At 71.7% G+C, this 19,766-nt stretch carries 16 protein-coding genes and 1 pseudogene; 3 read left to right on the top strand and 14 right to left on the bottom strand.

From position 1 onward, the window contains the following. Window positions 1-13: 13 nt before the first annotated feature. The 3 genes from QM792_RS11965 to QM792_RS11955 are packed head-to-tail and all read right to left on the bottom strand — an operon-like array spanning window position 14 to window position 2,531. The gene (locus QM792_RS11965) at window positions 14-454 is read right to left on the bottom strand and encodes an RNA-binding S4 domain-containing protein (protein ID WP_415150249.1); all 441 of its coding nucleotides are present in this window, start codon (window positions 452-454) and stop codon (window positions 14-16) included. Continuing rightward, a complete protein-coding gene (locus tag QM792_RS11960; protein WP_415150247.1) occupies window positions 451-1,863 on the bottom strand; it encodes a sensor histidine kinase in 1,413 nt (470 codons plus the stop codon). The genes QM792_RS11965 and QM792_RS11960 overlap by 4 nt, the downstream gene beginning before the upstream one ends. Next, entirely contained in the window at window positions 1,860-2,531 is a 672-nt protein-coding gene (locus QM792_RS11955) for a response regulator transcription factor (RefSeq protein WP_415150246.1), read from the bottom strand. The genes QM792_RS11960 and QM792_RS11955 overlap by 4 nt, the downstream gene beginning before the upstream one ends. A gap of 96 nt (window positions 2,532-2,627) precedes the next feature. Here QM792_RS11955 and QM792_RS11950 point away from each other — a divergent pair, with 96 nt between their 5' ends. Genes QM792_RS11950 through QM792_RS11940 form a run of 3 tightly spaced genes read left to right on the top strand, consistent with a single transcriptional unit; the run spans window position 2,628 to window position 5,593 of the window. Beyond that, entirely contained in the window at window positions 2,628-3,587 is a 960-nt protein-coding gene (locus tag QM792_RS11950; protein ID WP_415150244.1) for a Bug family tripartite tricarboxylate transporter substrate binding protein, read from the top strand. Further along, window positions 3,587-4,087, top strand: coding sequence for a tripartite tricarboxylate transporter TctB family protein (locus QM792_RS11945; protein ID WP_415150242.1), 501 nt, complete (start codon window positions 3,587-3,589; stop codon window positions 4,085-4,087). Before QM792_RS11950 ends, QM792_RS11945 begins: the two co-directional genes overlap by 1 nt. Window positions 4,088-4,099: 12 nt before the next feature. Further along, entirely contained in the window at window positions 4,100-5,593 is a 1,494-nt protein-coding gene (locus QM792_RS11940) for a tripartite tricarboxylate transporter permease (RefSeq protein ID WP_415150240.1), read from the top strand. Between the two features lie 4 nt (window positions 5,594-5,597). On the opposite strand, the gene hemH is transcribed toward QM792_RS11940, so the two are convergent. From hemH to argA, 11 genes and pseudogenes are all read right to left on the bottom strand, one after another. After that, window positions 5,598-6,626, bottom strand: coding sequence for a ferrochelatase (gene hemH, locus QM792_RS11935; protein ID WP_415150238.1), 1,029 nt, complete (start codon window positions 6,624-6,626; stop codon window positions 5,598-5,600). Further along, complete coding sequence (locus tag QM792_RS11930) at window positions 6,623-8,659, bottom strand: PAS domain-containing protein (RefSeq protein ID WP_415150236.1); 2,037 nt, start codon at window positions 8,657-8,659, stop codon at window positions 6,623-6,625. Before QM792_RS11930 ends, hemH begins: the two co-directional genes overlap by 4 nt. A 2-nt stretch (window positions 8,660-8,661) precedes the next feature. Continuing rightward, a complete protein-coding gene (locus QM792_RS11925) occupies window positions 8,662-9,597 on the bottom strand; it encodes an FHA domain-containing protein (RefSeq protein ID WP_415150234.1) in 936 nt (311 codons plus the stop codon). A gap of 108 nt (window positions 9,598-9,705) precedes the next feature. Beyond that, on the bottom strand, window positions 9,706-11,919 hold the full coding sequence (rpoD, locus tag QM792_RS11920) for an RNA polymerase sigma factor RpoD (RefSeq protein WP_415150232.1): 2,214 nt from the start codon (window positions 11,917-11,919) through the stop codon (window positions 9,706-9,708). Between the two features lie 222 nt (window positions 11,920-12,141). Then, the gene (gene dnaG / locus QM792_RS11915; protein ID WP_415150230.1) at window positions 12,142-13,854 is read right to left on the bottom strand and encodes a DNA primase; all 1,713 of its coding nucleotides are present in this window, start codon (window positions 13,852-13,854) and stop codon (window positions 12,142-12,144) included. Between the two features lie 10 nt (window positions 13,855-13,864). Further along, window positions 13,865-15,157, bottom strand: coding sequence for a putative bifunctional diguanylate cyclase/phosphodiesterase (locus tag QM792_RS11910; RefSeq protein ID WP_415150228.1), 1,293 nt, complete (start codon window positions 15,155-15,157; stop codon window positions 13,865-13,867). 202 nt (window positions 15,158-15,359) lie between these two features. After that, window positions 15,360-16,538 (bottom strand): annotated as a pseudogene (locus tag QM792_RS11905) (MASE1 domain-containing protein); the annotation flags it as partial. Between the two features lie 20 nt (window positions 16,539-16,558). Then, window positions 16,559-16,867 (bottom strand): H-NS family nucleoid-associated regulatory protein, encoded by a 309-nt coding sequence (locus tag QM792_RS11900; RefSeq protein WP_415150227.1) that lies wholly within the window; start codon window positions 16,865-16,867, stop codon window positions 16,559-16,561. Between the two features lie 109 nt (window positions 16,868-16,976). Next, window positions 16,977-18,011, bottom strand: a complete 1,035-nt coding sequence (locus QM792_RS11895; protein ID WP_415150225.1) for an extracellular solute-binding protein — start codon at window positions 18,009-18,011, stop codon at window positions 16,977-16,979. Between the two features lie 104 nt (window positions 18,012-18,115). Further along, window positions 18,116-18,388, bottom strand: coding sequence for an oxidative damage protection protein (locus tag QM792_RS11890; RefSeq protein ID WP_415150223.1), 273 nt, complete (start codon window positions 18,386-18,388; stop codon window positions 18,116-18,118). A 13-nt stretch (window positions 18,389-18,401) separates the two neighbouring features. Continuing rightward, on the bottom strand, window positions 18,402-19,739 hold the full coding sequence (gene argA, locus QM792_RS11885) for an amino-acid N-acetyltransferase (protein WP_415150221.1): 1,338 nt from the start codon (window positions 19,737-19,739) through the stop codon (window positions 18,402-18,404). Between the last annotated feature and the right edge of the window lie 27 nt (window positions 19,740-19,766).

Below are 19,766 nucleotides of genomic sequence, written 5' to 3'. Positions count from 1 at the left end.
CGCGCCGTAGCGCTCAGCGCTGGCCGCGCTCGCGGCGCACGGCGTCGGCCGAGGCGCTCCAGCGCTCCCAGTCGGCCAGCCGGCGCCGGTCGCGCTTGGTGGGGCGCCCCTGCTCGATGGTTTGCGCAGGCTCGCTGCCGAAGCGGCGCTGCTCGGCGATCTGGGCGCGCCGGGCCAGGCTCTCGGCGGTTTCTTCGTAGAGCCGCTGCGCCGCCGGCGCCGGGCCGCGCACCGCGCTCAGGCCCTTGACCGACACGGTGCGCGGCTGCTGCGGGTGGCGGATCGTGATCAGGTCGCCTTCACGCAGCTCGCGAGAGGCCTTGGCCGGCTGGCCGTTGACCTCGATGCGGCCCTTGCCGATGTCCTCGGCGGCCAGGCTGCGGGTCTTGTAGAAGCGCGCCGCCCACAGCCATTTGTCGAGCCGCACGCGGCCGTCCCTGTCGTCGTCGTTCATGTGCCGTGATTGTCGGCCAGCGGCACGCGCACCGTGGCGTCGAGCCCGGCGATGCGGCCGGCGGCGACGCGGTCGTCGAGCGAGATCGTTCCGCCCAGCGTGCGCACGATCTCGCCGCAGATCGCCAGCCCCAGGCCCGAGCCGCCGCGCTCGCCGGCGGCGAAGGGCTGGAACAGACGCTTGCGCAGCTCGGGCTCGACGCCGGGGCCGCTGTCGGCGATGGTCAGCGCCGCGGTGCTGGCGTCGCACACCAGCCGCATCGCCAGCGCACCGCCCTCGGGGCAGTGGCGGATGGCGTTGTGCAGCAGGTTGCGCGTCAGCTCGCGCAGCGCCCAGTCGTGCGCGCGCACCGGCGCGGGCGCGGTGGCGATCTCGAAGTCGAGCGCGCGCTCGGCGATCAACGCGCCCAGGTCGAGCGCCACCGCGCGCGCGATGACGGCCCAGTCGGCCACGGGCGCGTCGCCCTGCTGGCGCAACTGCTCGACCTTGGCCAGCGCCAGCATCTGGTTGGCGAGTTGCGTGGCGCGCTCGACGGTGTGCTCGATCTCGCGCAGCGCCTGGGCCGGCTCGAGGTCGCCGCGCAGCGCCGACTGCACCTGCGTCTTCAGCACCGCCAGCGGCGTGCGCAACTGGTGGGCGGTGTCGCGCACGAAGCGCTTCTGGTGTTCGAGCAGGTGCGCCAGGCGCGCCATCACCTGGTTGAAGGCATCGAGCAGCGGCTGCAGCTCGCGCGGCGCGTCGGCGCCGGCGATCGGCGAGAGATCGCTCTCGGCGCGTTCGCGCAGCTCGGCGCTGAGCGAGCGCACCGGCCGCGTCGCGCGCTGCACCGCCCACAGCACCGCGCCGACCAGCACCACCAGCAGCGCCGCCTGGCGCCACAGCGTGTCGACGAGCAGGCGGCGCGCCAGCGTCTGGCGCAGCTCCAGCGTCTCGGCCACCTGGATGGTGCTCATGCCGCGCCCCTGCGGGCTGGCCACCGGCTGCAGCAGCACCGCCACGCGCACCGGCTGGCCGCGGTATTCGTCGTCGTAGAAGTCGACCAGCGCGGCGTACAGCCCCTTGTCGGGCAGGCGGCCGCGCCACGTCGGCAGGTCCTCGAAGCCCGACACCATCTCGCCGCGGAAGCCGCTGACCTTGTAGTACATGCGGCTGCGGTTGTCGGCCTCGAAGGCTTCCAGCGCGGAGTAGGGCACGCTGGCGCGCACGCGCGCGTCGTCGCCGGCGCCCTCGACCTCCAGGTGCTCGCCGATCGACTTGGCGCTGGCCAGCAGCGTGCGGTCGTAGGCGGTGTCGGCGGCACGCAGCGTCTGGCGGTACAGGCTGACGGTGTTGACGACGATGCCGATCAGCAGCGGCGCCAGGATGCCGATCAGCAACTGGCCGCGCAGCGAACGGGCAACGAGCTTCACTGCGCCTGCGCCTTCAGCAGGTAGCCGAGGCCGCGCAGCGTGACGAGCTGCACCGCCGTGGCCGCGAGGCGCTTGCGCAGCCGGTAGGCCACCACCTCGATCGCGTCGGGCTGCACGTCCTCGCCGGGGAACACCACCTCGACCAGCCGCTCCTTGGCCAGCGCCTGGCCGGGGCGCGCCAGCAGCGCGCGCAGCAGCGCCGCCTCGCGCGGGGGCAGCTCCATCGGCGCGCCGTCGAGGCAGACCGCGCCGCTGTCGGCATCGACGCTCAGCCCGGCGAAGGCCGCCGCGCGCGGCGCCTCCTGGTCGCGGCCGCGGCGCGCCAGCGCGCGGATGCGCGCCTCCAGCTCGTCGAGGTCGAAGGGCTTGGGCAGGTAGTCGTCGGCGCCGCTGTTCAGGCCGAGGATGCGGTCGCCCACGGTGCCGCGCGCGGTCAGCACCAGCACCGGCGTGCGCAGCCCTTCGGTGCGCGCCAGCGTCAGCACCTGCAGGCCGTCCAGCCCCGGCAGGCTGAGGTCGAGCAGCACCACGTCGGGCATGCCGGCGCGCCAGCGGTCGAGCGCGCGCGCGCCGTCGCCGCAGGTCGCCACCTGGATGCCGCGGCGTTCGAAGGATCGTTGCAGCGTGGCCTGCATGGCCGGGTTGTCCTCGATCAGCAGCAGCTTCATCGCCTGGCGTTTTCCCTGAGTGCGTGGACAGCGGATTGACAGCTTAGCGCCCGAGCATGCACCGCGTTCGAATCCGAAAACCCAGGAGACTCCCTCATGCGTCGCGATACCTTCCTGCGCTCGATGGCCGCGCTGGCCGCCGCCGGCGTGTTGCCGCTGCCCGCCCGCGCGGCGGGCCCGAACCTGAAGATGATGATCCCGGCCAACCCGGGCGGCGGCTGGGACGGCACCGGCCGCGCGCTGGGCAAGGCCTTGCAGGAGGCCGGCGCGGGCTCGGTCAGCTACGACAACAAGGGCGGCGCGGCCGGCGCGATCGGCCTGGCGCAGTTCGTCAACGCCAGCAAGGGCGACCCCAACGCGCTGATGATGATGGGCGCGGTGATGGTCGGCGGCATCATCACCGGCAAGCCGCCGGTGAACCTGTCGCAGGCCACGCCGCTGGCGCGGCTGATCAGCGAATACCAGGTGTTCGTGCTGCCGGCCGAGTCGCCGCTGAAGTCGATGAAGGACGTCATCGAGCAGCTCAAGAAAGACCCGGGCTCGGTGAAGTGGGGCGGCGGCTCGCGCGGCTCCACCGAGCACATCGCCGCGGCGATGATCGCGCGCGAGGTCGGCGTCGATCCGGCGAAGATCAACTACGTCGCCTTCCGCGGCGGCGGCGAGGCGGTGGCGGCGATCCTGGGCGGCAACGTCACGGTGGGCGGCAGCGGCTACACCGAGTTCGGCGAGTACATCGCGACGAAGAAGATGCGCCCGATCGCGGTGACCGCGCCGGCGCGCCTCAAGGGCGTCGACGCGCCCACGCTGAAGGAGCTGGGGCTGAACATCGAGATCGGCAACTGGCGCGGCGTCTACGGCGCGCCCGGCATCGGCGCCGAGCAGCGCAAGGCGCTGACCGAGCTGATCGTCAAGGCCACCAGGACCAAGGCCTGGACGCAGGCGGTCGAATCCAACGGCTGGACGCAGGCGCTGCTGGCCGGGCCGGAGTTCGACAGCTTCGTCGACAACGAGTTCGCCAGCCTGCGTGCGGTGATGGCCAAGGCGGGGATGATCTGATGAAGCCGGCCACGCCGCAGACGCTGCTCGGCGCGGGCGTGCTGGCGCTGGGCGCGCTGCTGGCCGCCGGCGCCACGCAGATCAGCGCCGAGGCCGGTTACGCCGGCGTCGGCCCCAACTTCCTGCCCTGGGTGGTGGCCGTGGCGCTGCTGGTGTGCGGGGCGCTGCTGGTGTGGGAGGCGCGCAGCGGCGGCTTCCGCGAGATGGAAGAACCCTCGGGCGCGGCGCAGGGCTTCTGGCCCGGCTTCGCCTGGGTGTCGGCGGGCATCCTCGCCAACGCGCTGCTGATCACGACCATCGGCTTCGTGCTGAGCTGCGCGCTGTGCTTCGTGCTGGCGGTGCGCGGCTTCAAGGCCTCGGAGGGCCGGCCCGACATGAGCCCGAAGGCCTGGCTGGTCGACGCGCTGATCGGCATCGCGATCGCCGCGCCGGTGTTCTGGATGTTCACGCAGGCGCTGGCGATCAGCCTGCCCGGCCTGACGACGACCGGCTGGATCTGAGGAGGCGCGCGCATGGACATCCTCAACCAGTTGCTGCAAGGCTTCGCCGTCGCGGCCACGCCGATCAACCTGCTGTGGGCGCTGCTGGGCTGCACCATCGGCACCGCGGTCGGCGTGCTGCCCGGCATCGGTCCGGCCACCGCGGTGGCGATGCTGCTGCCGATCACGCTCAAGGTCGAGCCCACGGCTTCGATGATCTTCTTCGCCGGCATCTACTACGGTGCGATGTACGGCGGCTCGACGACCTCCATCCTGCTGAACACGCCGGGCGAATCCGGCTCGATGGTCACCGCGATGGAGGGCAACAAGATGGCCAAGAACGGCCGCGCCGGCGCGGCGCTGGCCACCGCGGCGATCGGCTCCTTCGTCGCCGGCACCATCGCCACCGTGGTGGTGACCTTCTTCGCACCCTTCGTCGCCAACTACGCGGTCAAGCTCGGGCCGCCCGAGTACTTCCTGCTGATGGTGCTGGCCTTCTGCACCGTCAGCGCGGTGCTCGGCAAGAGCACGCTGCGCGGCCTGGTGGCGCTGTTCGTCGGGCTGGCGATGGGGCTGGTGGGCATCGACCAGATCACCGGCCAGGCGCGCTACACCGGCGGCGTGCCCGAGCTGATGGACGGGCTCGAGGTGGTGCTGATCGCGGTCGGCCTGTTCGCGGTGGCCGAGGCGCTGTACGCGGTGCTGTACGAGGGCCGCGTGCAGGAGTCGCGCAACCGCATGAGCAAGGTGCACATGACGCGCGACGAGTGGCGCCGCTCCTGGCCGGCCTGGCTGCGCGCCACGGTGATCGGCACGCCCTTCGGCTGCATCCCTGCCGGCGGCAGCGAGATCCCGACCTTCCTCAGCTACGCCACCGAGAAGAAGCTCAGCAAGCACAAGGAGGAGTTCGGCACCACCGGCGCCATCGAAGGCGTGGCCGGCCCCGAGGCGGCCAACAACGCGGCCATCACCGCGACGCTGATCCCGCTGCTGACGCTGGGCATCCCGACCTCCAACACCACGGCCATCCTGCTCGGCGCGTTCCAGAACTACGGCATCAACCCCGGGCCTCAGCTCTTCGACAACAACGCCGCGCTGGTGTGGGCGCTGATCGCCTCGCTGTACATCGGCAACGTGATGCTGCTGGTGCTGAACCTGCCGCTGGTGGGCCTGTGGGTGAAGCTGCTGAAGGTGCCCAAGCCGCAGCTCTACGCCGGCATCCTGATCTTCGCGACGGTGGGGGTGTACGGCATGCGCCAGTCGGCCTTCGACCTGGTGCTGCTGTACGCGATCGGCCTGCTCGGCGTGGCGATGCGGCGTTTCGACTTCCCGACCGCGCCGGTGGTGGTGGGCATGATCCTGGGCCCGCTGGCCGAGGCCCAGATGCGCAACGCGCTGTCCATAGGCGAAGGGCACTGGGGCGTGTTCCTGCAGCGGCCGATGTCCATCGTGCTGCTGGTGATCGTCGCCGCGGTGCTGGTGCTGCCGCGCGTGGCGAAGGCGCGGCGCCGCGCGCGCTTCGGCTGAGCGCTCAGTCCCAGCCCTGCAGGTGCCGGATCGCGATCGCCGCCAGCGCGGCGATCCAGGGGTGGCTGTCGTTCAGGCAGGGGATGTAGCGGAACTCGCGGCCGCCGGCGCGCAGGAAGGCTTCGCGCACCTCCTGGTCGATCTCTTCCAGCGTCTCCAGGCAGTCGGCGCTGAAGCCGGGGCACATCACGTCGACGCTGGCCGTGCCCTGGCGCGCCAGCGCCACCAGCGTCGGCTCGGTGTAGGGCTGCAGCCATTCGGCCTTGCCGAAGCGGCTCTGGAAGGTGACGGCGAGCCGCTCGGGCGGCACGGACAGCCGCGCGGCCAGTAGCCGGGCCGTGGCCTGGCATTCGTCGTGGTACGGGTCGCCGAGCGTGCGCGTGCGCTGCGGCACGCCGTGGAAGCTCAGCACCAGCTTGTCGGCGCGGCCGTGCGTCTGCCAGTGCGCCAGCACGCGCTGCGCCAGCGCCTCGATGTAGCCGGCGTCGTCGTGGTAGCGGTTGACGAAGCGCAGCTCGGGCAGGGCGCGTATGCTCGCCGCCCACTGGCTCACCGCGTCCCAGGCGCTGGCGGTGGTGGTGCACGAATACTGCGGGTACATCGGCAGCAGCAGGATGCGCGTGACACCCTCGGCCTTCAGCGCGTCGAGCACGCCGGCCACCGAGGGCTGGCCGTAGCGCATCGCGTGGCGCACCGGCACCGCGCGGCCGCGCTCGCCGAGGTAGCCCTGCAGCAGCTTGGCCTGCTTCTCGCTCCACACCAGCAGCGGCGAGCCCTCGGGCGTCCAGATGCCGGCGTACTTCTTCGCCGATTTGGCGGGCCGCACGCGCAGGATCACGCCGTGCAGGATGGGCCACCACAGCGCGCGCGGGATCTCGACGACGCGCGGGTCGGCCAGGAACTGCGCCAGGTAGCGGCGCAGCGCCGGCGCGGTCGGCGCGTCGGGCGTGCCGAGGTTGACCAGCACGACAGCGCTGCGTCCGGGCCGGTCGGCGGCCGAGGCGGGCAGCGCGGGTTCCGGCGCGAAGCTCATGCGGCAGGGGGCGCGGGCCGGCGCAGGCCGGCCAGCGCCTCGCCGAGCTTGGCCATCTCGATCGGCTTGGTCCAGTAGCCCTGGAAGCCGCTGGCGCGGGCGCGCTCCAGGTCTTCGGGCATCGCGTCGGCCGAGCACATGAAGGCCGGCACGCCGGCCAGCGCGGGCTGCTCGCGCAGCCGGCGCAGCAGTTCGTGGCCGTTCATGTCGGGCAGGTTGGCGTCGAGCACCAGCACCTGCGGCGTCCACTGCGGCGCCAGCGCCAGCGCCGCGGCGCCGTCTTCGGCCACGCGCAGCTCGATGCCGCCGAGCAGGCGCATCGCCTCCTCGAACAGCAGCGCGTTGATGCGGTTGTCCTCGACGTACAGCACGCGCAGCGGCGCGGCCTCGGCGAAGGCGTCGGCGGGCGCCGCCTGCGGCGGCGTTTCGGTCGGCACGGCCGGCGCGGCGTCCGGCCACGGCGCGGCCGGCAGCTCGATGCGCGCCAGCGTGCCGGCACCGGGTGTGCTTTCGAGCGCCACGCTGCCGCCCATGTGCTCGATCAGGCTGCGCGTGATCACCAGGCCCAGGCCGCAGCCCTCGATGCCGCTGCTCTCGTGGCCGAGCCGCTCGAAGGGCTGGAACAGCCGCGCGATCTGCGCGCCGGTGAGGCCCGAGCCGGTGTCCTCGATGCCGATGGCGCAGCGCCCGGGCTGGGCGTCGAGCAGCGTCACCACCACCCAGCCGCCGGCGCGGTTGTACTTCACCGCGTTGGACAGCATGTTCATCAGCACCTGGCGCAGGCAGCGTTCGTCGGCCAGCACGGCGTGGCCCGGCGGCACCTGGCTCGTCAGCGCGATGTCCTGCGCCCGCGCGGCCGGGCGCAGCAGCTCCAGCGTGGCGGCGAGGAGGGGCGCCAGCTCGATCGGGCGAGGCTCCAGCGCGGCGTGGCCTTCCTCGACGCGCTGCAGATCGAGCACCTCGTTGACCAGGCCGAGCAGGTGCTCGCTGGCGCGCAGGATGTGCTCGGCGTAGTCCGCCACCTTGGCCGGATCGCCGGCGGGCTGCATGCGCAGCAGTTGCGCGAAGCCGATCACCGCGTTCAGCGGCGTGCGCATCTCGTGGCTCATGCGCGAGAGGAAGGCGCTCTTGGCGCGGCTGGCCATCTCGGCGGCCTGCTTGTCGAGCAGCGCCTGCGCGGCGGCATGCCGCTCGGTCACGTCGCGAAAGCTCATCAGGCACGACGGCCCCGGCGCGCCGGCCGCGGCGGGCAGCGCGCGGGCGCTGAGCAGCGCGCGCCGCACCTGGCCGTCGTGCCGATGCAGCACCAGCGGCAGTTCGCGCACCGGCGCGCCGCCGGCCAGCACCTGGCGCACCGGATGCGTCTCGGGCGTCAGCGGGCGGTCGTGCTCGTCGTGCATCCGGTAGCCGAGTTCGCTGAGCCGATGGCCGGCCAGCCGCGCCGGATCGATGCCCAGCGTCTCGGCGGCGGCGGGGTTGCAGGTGATCACGCGCCCGTCCGCGCCGACGACGACCAGCCCGTCGCTGATCGCGGCGGCCACCGAGCGGTACAGCTCCTCGCTGAGGCTCAGCCGCTCGGCGGCGCGCACGCGCTCGGTGACGTCGATCAGCGTGGCCAGGCGCTGCACCACCGCGCCCCGGTCGTCGCGGATCGGCACGAGGCTGATCTCGTTGAGGAAGCCGCTGCCGTCGCGGCGCAGGCAGGCGAGCACGGCGGTGCAGGGCCGGTTTTCGGCCAGCGCGGCGCGCAGCGCCGGCAGCCCGGGCTGCTCGCGCGCGGGGTCGAGCAGGAAGCAGCAGTTGCGGCCCAGCACCTCGGCGCGCGGGTAGCCGGCGAGGCGCTCGAAGGCCGGATTGACGTAGACGATCGGGTCGTCGGGGTGCGTGGCGTCGGTGACGATCACCGGCAGCGCGGCGTCGGCCTCGACGGCGCGCTGCAGCAGACGCAGTTCGCGTTCGAGGCGGCGAAGGTCGCTCGGGCCGTACGTCCCGGCCTCGGCATCCATCGCGCCCGGCCCGTGCTTGCCGCTCATCGTCAGGGGCAGAAGTCGCGCGGCTGCGTGTCGGCGAACTTCATCACCTCGAAGCGCACGCAGGGGCCGTCGGTCTCGGCGGGCGGCGTGCCCAGCCCGATCAGGCCGCTGCCGTGCAGCGTGCAGGTGCCGCGCCGCAGGCTGATCACCTCGGGGTCGTGGTCGAAGCGCACGTAAGTGCCGTTGTAGCTCAGGTCGGTGAGCTGGAAGGTGCCGCCGTGCCAGTCGATGCGCGCGTGCGAGCGCGACACGCGGGTGTCGTCGATGCAGTAGGTGACCTGCGGGCTGCGCCCCAGCACCACCGGCAGGCTGGCGCCGCTGTAGACGCGGTTCTGGTTCACCCAGACGAGGCGGATGCCCTCCGGCTCGGTCGCCGGCAGCATGTCGCCGAAGGCGGTGGCGGCGGTGTCGCCGGGGTTGCGCTGCGCTTCGAGCAGGAAGACGTGCACCGGCTCGACGCGTCCGCGCAACTGCATGCGCTCGAGGCTGCGGAAGCGCTCGCGCTGCGCCGGCGGCAGGCCGGCGAGCACCGCGGCGGTGAGCAGCGTCTCGTTGTCGCCGGCGTGGTCGAGCAGCCGCGCGGCGACGTTGACGGCGTCGCCGAACACGTCGCCCGACATCTGCACCACCTCGCCGCAGGCCAGCGCCACCTGCACCTTCAGCGGTTGCAGCGAGCCGCCGCGCCCGCCGATGCGCTCCATCGAGTCGTGGATCTCCTCGGCCGCGGCGAGCGCCGCCTTGGGCAGGATGAACATCGCCATCAGCCCGTCGCCGAGCGTCTTGACGACCTGCCCGCCCATGGTCTCGACGATGCGCGCCAGCAGCGCCACGCTCTGCGTGACCACCGCGGTGGCCTCGGCGTTGCCCATCGACTCGTACAGCGAGGTGCTGCCGCGGAGATCCGCGAACAGGATGGTGCGCTCGACGATCTGGGTCATGCTGCCCCTCGTCCGGCGGGTACGCCGGCCGATCCCCCGAGGGGATGCGGGCCGGCTTGGGGCGGCCCGGCGCTCGGCCCGCGCGCGGTGGCGACCATGTGGCTGGCTCTACAGGTTGTCGAGGTAGGTGCGCAGCTTGTCGCTGCGGCTCGGGTGCTTGAGCTTGCGGATCGCCTTGGCCTCGATCTGGCGGATGCGCTCGCGCGTCACGTCGAACTGCTTGCCGACTTCCTCCAGCGTGTGGTCGGTGCTCATCTCGATGCCGAAGCGCATGCGCAGCACCTTGGCCTCGCGCGGCGTCAGGCTGTCGAGGATGTCCTTGACCACGTCGCGCAGGCCGGCCTGCATCGCCGCGTCGATCGGCGCGGTGTTGTTGGTGTCCTCGATGAAGTCGCCCAGGTGCGAGTCGTCGTCGTCGCCGATCGGCGTCTCCATGGAGATCGGCTCCTTGGCGATCTTCATGATCTTGCGGATCTTGTCCTCGGGGATCTCCATCTTCTCGGCCAGCGTCGGCGCGTCGGGCTCGTAGCCGAACTCCTGCAGGTGCTGGCGCGACAGGCGGTTCATCTTGTTGATCGTCTCGATCATGTGCACCGGGATGCGGATGGTGCGCGCCTGGTCGGCGATCGAGCGGGTGATCGCCTGGCGGATCCACCACGTCGCGTAGGTCGAGAACTTGTAGCCGCGGCGGTATTCGAACTTGTCGACCGCCTTCATCAGGCCGATGTTGCCTTCCTGGATCAGGTCGAGGAACTGCAGGCCGCGGTTGGTGTACTTCTTGGCGATCGAGATCACCAGGCGCAGGTTGGCCTCGATCATCTCCTTCTTCGCGTCGCGCGAGGCCTTCTCGCCCTCGTTCATGCGCTTGTTGATGAGCTTGAGGTCCTCCAGCGGCACCACGGCGCGCGCCTGCACGTCGGTGAGCTTCTTCTGCAGCTCCTGCACCGGCGGCAGGTTGCGCTGCAGCACCACGCTGTACGGCCTGCCGGCCGCGGCTTCCTTCTCGGCCCACTTGAGGTTCAGCGCGTTGGGCGGGAAGTGCTTGATGAAGTACTCCTGCGGCATGCCGCACTTGTCGACGATGATCTTGCGCAGCTCGCGTTCGTAGCGGCGCACGTCGTCGACCTGCGAGCGCAGGATGCCGCACAGCTTCTCGATCGTCTTGACGGTGAAGCGGATCGTCATCAGCTCGGCGCTGATGGCGTGCTGCGCCTTGTCGTAGGCGCCCGACTGGTAGCCGTCCTTCTCGAAGGCGCGGCGCATCTTCTCGAAGTTGGCGCGCAGCGAGTCGAACTTGACCATCGCCGCGGCCTTCAGCTCCTCGAGCTTCTTGGTCAGCGCCTTGCTGCCGCCGGCGCCGTCGTCGTCGTCGTCGTCGAAGAAGTCGACGTCCTCCTCGGCCACGTAGTCGTCGGCCTCGTCCTCGCTGACGAAACCGTCGACCACCTCGGAGATCTGCATCTCGCCGGCGCGGATGCGGTCGGCGTAGCTCAGCAGCTCGGCGATGGTGGTCGGCGACGCGGAGATCGCCAGCATCATCGCCTGCAAGCCGCCTTCGATGCGCTTGGCGATCTCGATCTCGCCCTCGCGCGTCAGCAGCTCGACGGTGCCCATCTCGCGCATGTACATGCGCACCGGGTCGGTGGTGCGGCCGAACTCGGAGTCGACGGTGGACAGCGCCGCTTCGGCGGCTTCCTCGGCCTCTTCCTCGGTGGCGGTGGTGGTGCCGCCGCCGGCGATCAGCAGCGTCGCGGCGTCGGGCGCCTGCTCGTACACCGCGATGCCCATGTCGTTGAGCATCGAGACGATGGCTTCGAGGATCTCGTTGTCGACCAGCTTCTCGGGCAGGTGGTCGTTGATCTCCTGGTGCGTCAGGAAGCCGCGCGTCTTGCCCATCTTGATGAGCGTCTTCAGCTCCTGGCGCCGCTTGGTGACCTCTTCCTCGGTCAACTGCGTCTCGTCCAGGCCGAACTCGCGCATCAGCGCGCGCTCCTTGGCGCGCGACACCTTCATGCGCAGCGGCTTGGCCTTCTCGGCCTTGGCGCTGTCCTCGGCCGCCTCGACCTCGGGCTCGCCCTCGAGATCGGCGTCGATGTCGGAGAAGTCCTCCTCGACCTGCTCCTTCTTGGCCTTGGGGTCTTCCTTGGGCTTGCGGCCGGGCTTGCCCTTGGGCGCGGCGGCCTCTGCGCGGGCGGCCGGCTTGGCCGGCGCCGCCTTGGCCGCGGCCTTGGCGGGCTTCTTCTTGTCCTCGGCCTCGGCCTTGACGGGCTTGGCGGCGGCCTTCACGGCCTTGGCGGGAGCGGCGCTCTTCTTCGCGGTCATGCGATTCCTCGGATGGTAGGGGGCCATGCGGCGGCCGGCGCGCCCGTTCGGGCGGCTGGCGGCGGGCAAGCTGGCGTGAACAGTCCGTAGAGCGCAGCCCTTGCGGGGAATGGGTGGCCTGGTGTGTGACCCTGTGTCGCAGGGTGGCCGGGGCCCGGAGGTGCTGCTGTCACTCTTGCCGCGCGTACAAACCGTGCATTATACAAAGCGGAGGCCGTATTTTCAGCGTCGGCCGAGGATGCGCATGACCTCGGCGTCCACCGATGCCCGGCGCAGTTGCACGATGGAGGCGCGCAGATCCTCCAGCGATGGCTCGATGGCCGGGTCTTCGCCGTCGACCAGGTGCAGCGCCTGCGCCGCCCATGCCTCGCCGGCCAGCCGCTCGCGCAGCGCCGCCCAGGGCAGGTTGCCTTCTTCGGTGGCGAGCCGGTCGATCAGCCGGAACGCCTCGCCGCGCCAGTCTTGCAGCGCGCACAGGCGCTCGTGGTCCTCGGCGGAGAGTTCGCTCCACCAGCCGCTTTCCAGCAGCAAGGCCCACAGCACGCGGTCTTCCGGCTGGCGCGGCATGTGGCGGCGCGCCGCCGGCGGGCGCGGCGGCGCGCGGCGTGGCGCCGGCCCCTGCGCCTGGGTCTGCCAGGCGGCGGCGAGTTCTTCCACCGGCAGCGCCGCGACGGAGGCGATCTGGCCCAGCAACTGGCGCTGGAGCATGCCCGGCGGCAGCGCGTTCCACAGCGGCCGCGCCTGCACGACGAAGCGCGCGCGGCCTTCGGCGGTGGCGGTGTCGACATCGGCGCGGGCCGCCTCGATCAACTGGCGCGACAGCGGCACCGCCTGCGCGACGCACTGCTCGAAGGCCTCGGCGCCCAGTTCGCGCACGTAGGAGTCCGGGTCGTGCTCGGCGGGCAGGAACAGGAAGCGCACGGTGCGCGTGTCGCTGGCGTGCGGCAGGCTCGCTTCCAGCGCGCGGCCGGCGGCGCGGCGGCCGGCGGCGTCGCCGTCGAAGCTGAACACCACCGAGTCGGTGAAGCGGAACAGCTTCTGAACGTGCTCCGCCGTGCAGGCGGTGCCCAGCGTGGCCACCGCGTTGCCGAAGCCGCTTTGCGCCAGCGCGACCACGTCCATGTAGCCCTCGACCACCAGCGCGTAGCCGCGCTGGCGGATCGCGCTGCGACCTTCGTACAGGCCGTACAGCTCGCGGCCCTTGCTGAACACCGGCGTCTCGGGCGAGTTGAGGTACTTGGGCTCGCCCTGGTCGATGATGCGTCCGCCGAAGCCGATCACCTCGCCCTGCACCGAGCGGATAGGGAACATGACGCGGTCGCGGAAGCGGTCGTAGCGCCGCGCGTCGGCCTCGTCGCCGCTGTCGGCGGGCTTGACGATCACCAGGCCGCTTTCCTCCAGCAGCGGATCGTCGTAGCGCGCGAAGGCGCTGGCCAGGCTGCGCCAGCCGTCGGGCGCGTAGCCGAGGCCGAAGCGCGCGGCGATCTCGCCGCTCAGGCCGCGGCGCTTGAGGTAGTCGATCGCGCGCGGGCTGGCGCGCAGTTCCTTGCGGTAGTGGTCGCAGGCCTTGGCGAGCACGTCGGTGAGCGTCGCCTGGCGCTGCTTCTGCGCGGCGGCGCGCTCGCGCTCGGCCGGCGAGCTGTCGTCTTCCGGCACCACCAGGCCGACCTGCTGGGCCAGCTCGCGCACCGCCTCCGGGAAACCCAGGCCGGCATGCTCCATCAGGAAGCCGACCGCGTTGCCGTGCGCGCCGCAACCGAAGCAGTGGTAGGTCTGGCGCGACGGGCTGACGATGAAGCTGGGCGACTTCTCGCCGTGGAAGGGGCACAGCCCCTTGTGGTTGATGCCGGCCTTCTTGAGCTGCACGTGGCGCCCGACCACGTCGACGATGTCGGTGCGCGAGAGCAGTTCCTGGATGAAGCCGGGCGGGATCACCGGCCAAAGTCTAAAGGCTGTCCGAGGGCGGGGCCGGGTCCGGGGCCGGCATGCCGGCGAAGGCCTGGATCCACGGCGGCAGCCGCTCGGGCGGCATGGCCGCGGCGATGCCGTTGCCCTGGCCGGCGTCACAGCCCAGTTCGACCAGCCGCGCCGCCTGCGCGGGCGCCTCGACGCCCTCGGCCACCACCTCGCAGCCGAAGGCGTGCGCCAGCGCGATCACGCCCTCGACGATGGCGTGGTCCTGGCGGTCGTCGAGCATCTGCTGCACGAACGAGCGGTCGATCTTGATCTGGTCGACCGGCAGGCGCTTCAGGTAGGTGAAGGTCGAGTAGCCGGTGCCGAAGTCGTCGAGCGCGAAGCGCACGCCCAGCTCGCGGCAGCGCTGCATCAGCTCGCAGGTGTAGTCGATGTCGGCCAGCGCGGCGGTCTCCAGCACCTCCAGCACCAGGTGCCCGGCCACCGCCGGGCCGTGCGGCGCGAGCAGCGCGGCCAGTTCGTCGACGAAGGCGGGCTCCTGCAGGTGGCGCGCCGAGACGTTGATGTTCAGCGTCAGGTCCAGCCCCTCGTGCAGCCAGGCGGCGAGCTGCGCCACGCCCTGCGCCAGCACCCAGCGCCCGAGCGCGACGCCGAGCACGGTGTGCTCGACCAGCGGCATGAACTGCGACGGCCCGACCAGCCCCTGCTCCGGGTGCCGCCAGCGCAGCAGCGCCTCGGCGCCGCGCACGCGGCCGCGCCGCATGTCGACGCGCGGCTGGTAGTGCAGCTCGAACTCGGAGGCGTCCAGCGCCTCCTGCACGCGGCCGAGCGCGACGAAGCGGTCCTTGGTGCGGCGCTCCTGCTCGGCGTCGAAGAACAGGTAGCCGTTGCGGCCGGCCTGCTTGGCGCCGTACATCGCCTGGTCGGCGTGGCGCAGCAGCGCGTCGCCGTCGGCGCGGTCGTAGGGGAAGACGGTGGCGCCGATGCTGGCCGTGACGCTGAGCGGGCCGTCGGGCAGGCCGATGTCGCAGGGCTGCGCGACCTGGCGCAGCACGCGCTCGACGGCGTGGTGGCTCTCGCGCAGCGTGGCGGTGCGCAGCAGCAGCGCGAACTCGTCGCCGCCGACGCGCGCCGCGACGTCGTCGCCGCCGGCCCAACTGCGCAGCGAGGCCTGCACGCGCGCGGCCAGCGCGGCCATCAGCCGGTCGCCGGCGTCGCGGCCGTACCTGTCGTTGATGTCCTTGAAGTGGTCGATGTCGAGGTGGCACACCGTCAGCAGCGAGCCTTCGCGCCGGCTGGTGTCCAGCGCGTCGTGCAGCAGCATGGCCGAGCCGGGTGCGGTTGGGCAGGCGCGTCACCTCGTCGTAGAAGGCCTGGCGCGCCATGCGCTCCTGCAACTGGCGGTACAGGCCGTCGGCGGCCAGTTCGCGCGCACGCGTCTCGTGTTCGCCGTGCACGTCGCGCAGCGTGGCCACCAGGCGCAGCGGCGCGCCGTCGGCATCGCGCTCGGCGGCCAGCGCGTTCAGCTCGAACCAGCGCCAGGCGCCGTCGCCGCGGCGCATCTGGCATTCGACGCACGCCGACTCGGCCTGCGCGTCGCGCAGCGAGGCCAGCGCCGCCTGCACCGCGGGGTGGTCGTCGTCGCGCAGGCGCGACCAGAAGGCCTGTGCCGGCGCCGGCGCGTCGAGTTCCGGCGCGTCGAGCAGCGCGGCCCAGCGCGGCGAGAACTCGATCTCGGCTCGGCGCAGGTTCCAGTCGGCCACGCCGAGTTGCGAGGCGGCCAGCGCGAGCCGCCAGCGCTGCGCACGGGCGCTCAGTTCGCCGACCAGCGCTGCGGCCAGCAGCGGCACCGCCGCCAGCGTGGCGAGGTAGCCGGCCAGCAGGCCCAGGCCGCGCTGCGGCGGCGCCGAGGCGAACGGGCCGGCGCCGGCCAGCGTGCCGGCGAGCGCGATCAGCGCCAGCACCAGCACCGTCGCCGAGGCGGTGAACAGGCCGCTGCGCAGCGCCAGCCAGCCCAGCAGCAGGTAGGGCACGAACAGCAGCGGCGACGGCATGCCGCCCGCGCCGCGGAACGCCAGCCACGCCGCCAGCAGCGAGGCGCCCGCCAGCGCCGCGCCCAGCCAGCCCGGCGCGAGCGCCTGGGCGAAGGTGCGGCGCGACAGCGTCAGCAGCGGCACGCCGACGACGATCACCCCCATCAGGTCGCCCAGCCACCAGTGGCCCCACAGGCGCGGTGCGGCGGACCAGGGCAGCGCGCTGCCGAGCAGCAGCCACAGCGTGCCGTTCGTGGCCGTCAGCGCCGCCGCGCCGCAGGCGCCGAGGGCCAGCAGGCGCAGGTCGTGACGCCGGCCCAGCGCCGGCTGCATGCGCCGGCGCCGCAGCAGCGCGGCCACCCAGGCCATCGCCCCGGCGTTGCCGAGCGCCACCAGCACGGCCATCCACAGCGCCAGGCCGCTGGACAAGGCGACCACCAGCGCGGCCAGCGCCACCGCCGGCCACAGGCGCGGCCCGAGGCGCAGCAGCGCCGCGAAGGCGATGCCGGCGGGCGCCCAGATCAGGCTGACGCTGTGGCCGACCTGCGGTATGGCCAGGCCGAGCAGGCCGCTGGCGTAGTAGGCCAGGCACAGCGCCAGCGCCCAGCCGAAGGCGGCCAGGGCGCGCCGCGGCAACGGCAGCCCGTGGCCCAGCGCGCGCAGCCGGGACATCGCCGAGCGCGCGAGCGTGTTCAGAGCTTGAACTCGTCGAGTTTGCGGCCGGCGGCCAGGGCCGCCTTCAGCCAGTTGGGCTGCAGGCCGCGGCCGCTCCAGGTTTCGCCGCTGTCGGGATGGCGGTATTTCGGCGCCAGCTTGGTCGCGCCGGACTTGGCGGGCGCCGGCGGCACGGCGCGCGCGCCGAGGTCGGCCGGCGTCAGGCCGTATTCGTTCATCAGCGCGCGCACCTGGGCGATCGCCTCGGCGCGCTCGCGTTTGCGGGTCAGGTCGATTTGGCGCTCTAGCGCTTCTTTCTGCTGCAGCAGTTCCTGGAGGGTGGCCATTCAAAACTCCCCGCAAACCCGATGTCGCGGCGGGGATATTCTAGGCAGGAGCGGCCCGGTTTCCGCTCCTGAAAATCAATGGCAAACCCTCGGGTTCAAACCCACGGATTCATTTGTAGCCGACACGGTCCAGCATTTGCTGAACCTTCACCTGGTTGCCGCCGGCGGCGGCAACCGGAATGGTTTCGGCCTTGAACGTGCCGAGCGCGGCGAGCGCCGGGTTGGCCGTCTTGACGCCGGGCACCGCCGGCCATTCGTTGTTGCCGTCGGCAAAATACGCCTGCGCCGAGTCGCTGGCCAGGTATTCGAGAAACTGCTTGGCCGAGTCGAGGTTCGGCGCATGGCGCGCGATGGCGGCACCGGCGATATTCACGTGCGTTCCCCAGCTGGCTTGGTTGGGAAACACCACGCCGACCTTTTCGACCACCGCGCGGTCTTCCGGCTTCGAAGAGCGCATCAGGCGCGCCAGGTAATAGGTATTGGTCAGCGCGATCTGGCATTCACCGCTGGCCACGGCCTTGATCTGGTCGGTGTCGCCGCCTTTGGGCGCACGCGCCATGTTGTCGACCACGCCCTTGAGCCAGTTCTCGGTGGCGGGTTCGCCCAGGTGCTGCAGCATCGCGCCGAACAGCGAGAGGTTGTAGGGGTGCGAGCCGGAACGGGTGCAGACCTTGCCCTTGTTCTTCGGGTCGCCGAGTTCCTCGTAGGTGTCGACGTCGTCCTTCTTGACGTTCAGCTTGTTGTAGACGATCACGCGGCCGCGCGTCGAGAAGCCGAACCACTGCGAACCCTTGCCGTCGTCGGCGCCGCGCAGCGTGGCGGGGATGCGCTGTTCGAGCAGCGCCGACTTGAAGGGCTGGAACAGGCCGCTGGACTCGGCGTTCCACAGGCGCGCCGCGTCGACCAGCAGTACCACGTCGGCCGGGCTGGCCGCGCCTTCGCTCTTCAGGCGCGCCACGATGCCGGCGTCGTCGGCATCGACGCGGTTGATGCGGATGCCGGTGGCCTTGGTGAAGTCGGCGTACAGCGCCTCGTCGGTCTGGTAGTGGCGCGCCGAGTAGAGGTTGAGCACCTTGTCCTGCGCGGCGGCGGGCGCGGCGGCCAGCAGGGCGGCGATGGAGGCGAGGGCGAGGCGTATCTTCATGCGGACTCCTGGTGGCGGGAGCCCGGGATTCTAGAGTCGAACGAGAAGCGTTCTCAATGAATGCCCGCGCCGGATAGCGGGATCAGGCCGGGTGCAAGCTGGAATCAGGCCGAAGGCGGCACGTAGCCGGCCGGCTGCTCGGCGCCCTCACCGAAGAAGAAGCGCTCCATCTGGCGCGCCAGGTACTGGCGGGCGCGCTGGTCGGCCAGGTTCAGGCGGTTCTCGTTGACCAGCATGGTCTGGTGCTTGAGCCACAGCGCCCAGGCCTCCTTGCTGATCTCGTTGTAGATGCGCTTGCCGAGCTCGCCGGGGTAGGGCGCGAAGTCCAGGCCCTCGGCCTGCTTCTTCAGGTAGCTGCACTGGATGGTGCGGGGCATGGTGGAATTCCTTTCACAGTTTCTTGACCAGGACCTGCGAGCGCCGGTCCCAGTTGTACTTGCGCTTGCGCGCCTCGGGCAGCCAGTCGGGGTCGACGCTGGCGAAGCCGCGCTTGATGAACCAGTGCATGGTGCGCGTGGTCAGCACGAAGATGCTCTCCAGCCCCATCGCCTTGGCGCGCTGCTCGACGCGCTTGAGGATGCGTTCGCCGTCGCCCTGGCCCTGCACGTTGGGCGACACCGTCAGCGCCGCCAGTTCGCCGGTGCGCGCCTCGGGATAGGCGTACAGCGCGGCGCAGGCGAAGATCACGCCGTCGTGCTCGATCACCGTGTAGTGGCCGATGTCGCGCTCGATCTCGGTGCGGCTGCGCTTGACCAGGGTGCCGTCGCTCTCGAAGGGCTCGATCAGTTGCAGGATGCCGCCGATGTCGTCGGCGCCGGCCTCGCGCAGGCTCTCGAGCTTCTCGTCGACCACCATCGTGCCGATGCCGTCGTGCGTGAACACCTCCAGCAGCAGCGCGCCGTCGACCGCGAAGGGCAGGATGTGCGAGCGCTCCACGCCGCCGCGGCAGGCCTTGACGCAGTGGCGCAGGTAGAAGGCCGGGTCGGCGGGCTGCGTCGGCGCGGGCAGCGCGGCCAGCAGCCGCTCGGCCTCGGCCAGCGCCAGCTCGGTGTCGATCGGGCTGTCGGCGTCGTCGACCTTCTCGTGGATGCCGGGCACCTCGGTCATGAACAGCAGCTTGTCGGCCTGCAGCGCGACGGCCGCGCTGGTGGCCACGTCTTCCATCGTCAGGTTGAAGGCCTCGCCGGTGGGCGAGAAGCCGAACGGCGACAGCAGCACCAGCGCGCCGGTGTCTATGGCCTTGCGCATCGCGCCCGCGTCGACCTTGCGCACCACGCCGCTGTGCATGAAGTCGACGCCGTCGACGATGCCCACCGGCCGCGCGGTCAGGAAGTTGCCCGAGACCACGCGCACGATGGCGTTGGCCATCGGCGTGTTCGGCAGGCCCTGCGAGAAGGCCGCCTCGATCTCGAAGCGGAGCTGGCCGGCGGCTTCCTGCGCGCAGTCGAGCGCCACCGCGTCGGTGATGCGCATGCCGTGGCTGTAGCGCGCCGGGTGGCCCTTGACGCGCAACTGCTCGGTGACCTGCGGGCGGAAGCCGTGCACCAGCACCAGCTTGATGCCCATCGCGTGCAGGATCGCGAGGTCCTGCGCGAAGCGGTCGAGCTTGCCGGCGGCGATCAGCTCGCCGGCGATCGCGACGACGAAGGTCTTGCCGCGGTAGGCGTGGATGTGCGGCGCGACATGGCGGAACCACGGCACGAAGGTGTGGGGGAAGACGAGGCTCATCGGCGCGGGAAGGGCGGCTGCGGCGGC

Origin of the sequence: Piscinibacter sp., from assembly GCF_047600445.1 — a bacterium.
In the GTDB taxonomy this organism is placed as follows: Bacteria; Pseudomonadota; Gammaproteobacteria; order Burkholderiales; family Burkholderiaceae_C; genus Piscinibacter.
The sequence above is the reverse complement of the archived record's forward strand: the minus strand, read 5'-3'. Positions and strand labels throughout refer to the sequence as shown.

Bases quoted from the DNA above. Each gene is read 5' to 3' on its own strand.
- QM792_RS11965 (WP_415150249.1), bottom strand. From the start codon at position 454: ATGAACGACGACGACAGGGACGGCCGCGTGCGGCTCGACAAATGGCTG.
- QM792_RS11955 (WP_415150246.1), bottom strand. From the start codon at position 2,531: ATGAAGCTGCTGCTGATCGAGGACAACCCGGCCATGCAGGCCACGCTG.
- QM792_RS11950 (WP_415150244.1), top strand. From the start codon at position 2,628: ATGCGTCGCGATACCTTCCTGCGCTCGATGGCCGCGCTGGCCGCCGCC.
- QM792_RS11945 (WP_415150242.1), top strand. From the start codon at position 3,587: ATGAAGCCGGCCACGCCGCAGACGCTGCTCGGCGCGGGCGTGCTGGCG.
- QM792_RS11940 (WP_415150240.1), top strand. From the start codon at position 4,100: ATGGACATCCTCAACCAGTTGCTGCAAGGCTTCGCCGTCGCGGCCACG.
- hemH (WP_415150238.1), bottom strand. From the start codon at position 6,626: ATGAGCTTCGCGCCGGAACCCGCGCTGCCCGCCTCGGCCGCCGACCGG.
- QM792_RS11930 (WP_415150236.1), bottom strand. From the start codon at position 8,659: ATGAGCGGCAAGCACGGGCCGGGCGCGATGGATGCCGAGGCCGGGACG.
- QM792_RS11925 (WP_415150234.1), bottom strand. From the start codon at position 9,597: ATGACCCAGATCGTCGAGCGCACCATCCTGTTCGCGGATCTCCGCGGC.
- rpoD (WP_415150232.1), bottom strand. From the start codon at position 11,919: ATGACCGCGAAGAAGAGCGCCGCTCCCGCCAAGGCCGTGAAGGCCGCC.
- QM792_RS11910 (WP_415150228.1), bottom strand. From the start codon at position 15,157: ATGCTGCTGCACGACGCGCTGGACACCAGCCGGCGCGAAGGCTCGCTG.
- QM792_RS11900 (WP_415150227.1), bottom strand. From the start codon at position 16,867: ATGGCCACCCTCCAGGAACTGCTGCAGCAGAAAGAAGCGCTAGAGCGC.
- QM792_RS11895 (WP_415150225.1), bottom strand. From the start codon at position 18,011: ATGAAGATACGCCTCGCCCTCGCCTCCATCGCCGCCCTGCTGGCCGCC.
- QM792_RS11890 (WP_415150223.1), bottom strand. From the start codon at position 18,388: ATGCCCCGCACCATCCAGTGCAGCTACCTGAAGAAGCAGGCCGAGGGC.
- argA (WP_415150221.1), bottom strand. From the start codon at position 19,739: ATGAGCCTCGTCTTCCCCCACACCTTCGTGCCGTGGTTCCGCCATGTC.